The sequence below is a fragment of the Xanthovirga aplysinae genome (assembly GCF_009711365.1).
Classification (GTDB): Bacteria; Bacteroidota; Bacteroidia; order Cytophagales; family Cyclobacteriaceae; genus Xanthovirga; species Xanthovirga aplysinae.
Genome location: NZ_SMMB01000779.1, coordinates 1 through 3,901, shown reverse-complemented (window position 1 = coordinate 3,901; position 3,901 = coordinate 1). Strand labels below are relative to the sequence as shown.

Genomic DNA, 3,901 nt, shown 5'->3' with positions numbered 1-3,901 from the left:
CCTACCTGAAAAATCCTCCTCTAAATTTGAGATAAAATCATTGATATATTTTTTTCTTATATCTTCCTTTCTGGCAACTAAGTAATGAGACCTTTTTAAACCATTCTTTCCAATCCTTTTGAAAGTTAAATTCTCAGATAACTTAAAAGACCTTAAGGCCCATTTCGGCATACACATAATTCCCATATTTGCATTAACCATTTCTAAAGCAACCTCGGTCAGTGGAATGGCTGAAATTTTAGTGGGTGTAATTCTATTAGGTTTTAAAAATTGTTCATACACCGAGACGGTTTCTAATGGAAACGAATGGATGATTAAGGGAGAATCCGAAAAGTGACTTGCATCAAGAAATTCAAGCTCACTTAATTCATTTTCCTTATGCATTATGGCAAAAATTTCATCTTCGAAGAGTTCAACACTTAGTAATAAATCACTTGAAGGGCTAGTGGTGACAATGGCAATATCAATCTCTTTGGCTAAAATTTTTGAAATAGGTTGATGTGTAGCTTCAAGAATAAAATCTACCTGAATTTCAGGGTATAAAACAGCTATTTTCTGCACAAAAGCAGATAACCCCTGATAAAATGAATAGCATTCTGTACTTAACTTAATTTTTCCCTTGGAACCCTTTCGAATTTGCTCAATAGTGTCAAAACCTTTATCAATGGTTTTCAAAACCTCATCCGCTATTCTATAAAGTTCTACCCCTTCTTCCGTAAGCTTCCATTTGTTCCGGGTTCTGTGAAAGACTTTAAACCCCAGTCTTTCTTCCAGTTCCCTCAGCTGATGACTTAAGGCTGATTGAGTTAAAAATAACCTTTCAGAGGAATTGGCAATATTTCCTTCTTCCTTTATCGTCTTAATTAACCGTAAGTAGCGAATATCCATAAAGACAAAGTTAGTATAAAACCGAATCCATATAATTGAAAAATTTTCAACCACAGAAAAAAATCTCTCAACTAAGGAATTGGAAATTGAGGCTGCCCCTCTCTTACCTTTGAAAAAATTAAATTATAAAACTATGAATAAGCAAATTGAATTCTACGAAAACAAACTGGCATACGAAATGGATCCTTCAGATTTATTTGAGGCACTCCAAAATAATGAAGATGTTATTGTCCTGGATACCAGACAAACCTTTGGATATGAAAAAGAACATATTCCTGGTGCCATCAATATTCCTCACAAGGAAATGACAACTGAAACCACAAAGCACCTGGACAAAGGTAAAACTTATGTCTGTTATTGCGACGGAATTGGCTGTAACGGCTCCACTAAAGGAGCATTAAAAATGACCAGACTTGGTTTTAAAGTAAAAGAATTAATGGGTGGTATTGAATGGTGGAAATTTGATGGATATTCCACAGAAGGATCCAGATCAACAAAAGGCACCGGAATTCAATGTGCTTGTTAAATAAGTTTGTATGAAAATACGATTTGCAGAGAGGGAAGACATTGATCAGGTTGTTAATCTAATCGGAAAACACGCAGCCTTTGAAAAGGCTGAATTTAATTCCCAAAATAAATCAAATTTGTTATCCATACATCTTTTTAATTCCCAGGAAGTTTTGAAATGTATTGTTGCAGAAGAGAATAATGAAATTGTTGGCTATGCTACATTTATGAAGCAATATTCAACCTGGGAAGCGGATTTTTACATTTATCTTGATTGTCTTTTCCTCATAGAGGAAATGAGAGGAAGGGGAATAGGTTTAAAAATGATGAACCAGGTGAAAGATTTTGCTAAAGCGGAAGGCTGTCAGCTTATCCAATGGCAAACTCCCGATTTTAATAAAGATGCAATTGCCTTTTACCATAGGTTGGGCGGGACCTCAAAAACAAAAGAAAGGTTCTTTTGGATTGTTTGAGGAAAGCCGAAAATATTTGGAAGGACAGTTTAAAATGGTTGGCTATTTAGGCAAAGGGATTCTCAATCATAAAAATGTGAATAGAAAACTAAAATTTATGAGCTTGATAGTAGCTTTCTTTAAAGGAAAAAATAAACTTATATAGTTTCGAAATTATTTTTTTCATGGTGCAACCCTTCGTAAATTATTAGGGTCTTTAAGAAAAAATTTTAGGTTATGAAAAAATTAAATACACACATCTACTTTCTCGCAGTCCTTCTGATATTACCCCTAATGGCCCAACCCATCAAAGCTTTCGCGGACGAAGGAGAAGTTAGAAATCGTTCCATAGGAGAATTTAGTGAGCTTTCTGTTGGAGGAGCTTTTGAGGTAATCCTAACCCAAGGAAATTCTTATAAATTGAAAGTGGAGGCAACAGAAGAGCAACATGAAAAAGTAATTACAGAATTGAGAGGGGATCGTTTACGAATTCGATATGAAAGTAAACGTTGGGAAAAAAATCGCAGTAAGATTACCCTATATATCACCTACAAAAACTTAGAGGAATTAAACATTAGTGGCGCATGCCATGTAAAAGGAGAAACTCCACTAAAGGGTGACCATTTGGGAATAGAATTTAGTGGTGCTTCCTCTGCAAATTTGGAATTGGATGTTAAATCTTTAAAAGCCAAAATTTCTGGTGCCGGTGATCTAACCCTGGAGGGAAAAGCAGATGAACAGTGGGTAAATTCATCAGGAGCCGGTAGTTATAAAGCACTTGCTTTGGAAAGCAGAAAAGCTAATGTAAAATCTTCAGGTGCAGGCTCCATTAGGGTCCATGTAACGGAAGAATTTGAGGCCAACGCCAGTGGTGCAGCATCTATTCGGTTTAAGGGAAATCCGGAGAAATTCTACGCCAACACTACAGGGGCAGCAAACGTGCGCCAGGTGAATTAATTAAATCGAATGATTTGAAAGTTAAACTTTTTGAGGAAAGAAGCCCCTACTTCTTTCCTTATTTTTTTTGTGAAAATCCATCTTCTTCAAATGCTTGAAGTAACTCCTGGGCTGCTGTAAATGCTTCCTTTTTTCCTGCGCCAACCTCATTCTCCACCTCTCCCAATCGTTTACTAACAATTGGATGTTGATAAAATCTACTTTCAAGTAATTCCCGAATATTTTCATGCATCCAAAAAAGCTGCTGTTGTTGTCTTTTGGAATCAAAATACCCCTTGGCTTTCATATCTTTCTTGTATTTTTCAACTACCTCCCAAATCTCCTGGATCCCTGTACTTTCCAGGGCAGAACAGGTTAAAACCGGAGGAAACCATCCCGTAGGTGATGGAGGGAAAAGGTGTAAAGCACTTTTATATTCCGCTTTGGCCCTTTTAGCCATTTTAAAGTTGTTTCCATCGCTTTTAGTAATCACAAGAGCATCAGCCATTTCCATAATTCCCTTTTTTATGCCTTGCAATTCATCTCCGGCCCCTGCTAGCATCAATAAAAGAAAAAAATCAACCATACCATGAACGGTAGTTTCCGACTGCCCTACCCCAACGGTTTCAATAAAAATAATTTCATATCCAGCCGCTTCACACAACAACACACTTTCTCTGGTATGATTATTTACTCCTCCCAAAGAACTTCCCGAAGCAGATGGTCTAATAAAAGCTAATGGATGATGAGAAAGGGTTTCCATTCGGGTTTTGTCCCCAAGTATACTTCCTTTAGATCGTTGGCTACTGGGGTCAATAGTGAGTACGGCCAATTTCTTTCCCTTTTCAGTTATATGCTGCCCCAGGCTCTCAATAAAAGTACTTTTTCCCACACCCGGCACTCCTGTAATTCCCAGTCGAATACTATTTCCGCTGTAGGGAAGAATTTCTTGCAGCACTTCTCTTGAAAGGTGCTGGTCCTCAACCAAATCACTTTCCACAAGGGTAATAGCTCTACCCAATACCGTTTTATTCCCTGCCAAAACCCCTTGAACAAAATCCTCCTTACTTAGTCGTTTTTTCCGATGCCGCATGATTTGAATATTAATAAGGGGCAAG

At 37.3% G+C, this 3,901-nt stretch carries 5 protein-coding genes; 3 read left to right on the top strand and 2 right to left on the bottom strand.

Annotated elements, in window-relative coordinates:
- Positions 1–888, bottom strand: an 888-nt coding sequence (locus E1171_RS05565; RefSeq protein ID WP_155204900.1) for a LysR family transcriptional regulator, incomplete at its 3' end; no start/stop codon positions are given.
- A 133-nt stretch (positions 889–1,021) separates the two neighbouring features.
- On the opposite strand from E1171_RS05565, the gene E1171_RS05560 reads away from it, so the two are divergent.
- The 3 genes from E1171_RS05560 (at position 1,022) to E1171_RS05550 (ending at position 2,804) form a co-directional block, all read left to right on the top strand.
- A complete protein-coding gene (locus E1171_RS05560; protein WP_155204898.1) occupies positions 1,022–1,414 on the top strand; it encodes a rhodanese-like domain-containing protein in 393 nt (130 codons plus the stop codon).
- Positions 1,415–1,424: 10 nt separating this feature from the next.
- The gene (locus E1171_RS05555; protein ID WP_155204896.1) at positions 1,425–1,868 is read left to right on the top strand and encodes a GNAT family N-acetyltransferase; all 444 of its coding nucleotides are present in this window, start codon (positions 1,425–1,427) and stop codon (positions 1,866–1,868) included.
- A gap of 216 nt (positions 1,869–2,084) precedes the next feature.
- Positions 2,085–2,804: a head GIN domain-containing protein gene (locus E1171_RS05550; protein ID WP_155204895.1), complete on the top strand. Its 720-nt coding sequence runs from the start codon at positions 2,085–2,087 to the stop codon at positions 2,802–2,804.
- 58 nt (positions 2,805–2,862) lie between these two features.
- Here E1171_RS05550 and meaB read toward each other — a convergent pair whose 3' ends face one another.
- Entirely contained in the window at positions 2,863–3,876 is a 1,014-nt protein-coding gene (gene meaB / locus E1171_RS05545; RefSeq protein ID WP_155204893.1) for a methylmalonyl Co-A mutase-associated GTPase MeaB, read from the bottom strand.
- Positions 3,877–3,901: the final 25 nt, after the last annotated feature.

What these genes read in the sequence shown, in the direction of transcription:
- E1171_RS05555 (WP_155204896.1), top strand. Translation starts at nt 1,425, where the DNA reads ATGAAAATACGATTTGCAGAGAGGGAAGACATTGATCAGGTTGTTAAT.
- E1171_RS05550 (WP_155204895.1), top strand. Translation starts at nt 2,085, where the DNA reads ATGAAAAAATTAAATACACACATCTACTTTCTCGCAGTCCTTCTGATA.
- E1171_RS05560 (WP_155204898.1), top strand. Translation starts at nt 1,022, where the DNA reads ATGAATAAGCAAATTGAATTCTACGAAAACAAACTGGCATACGAAATG.
- meaB (WP_155204893.1), bottom strand. Translation starts at nt 3,876, where the DNA reads ATGCGGCATCGGAAAAAACGACTAAGTAAGGAGGATTTTGTTCAAGGG.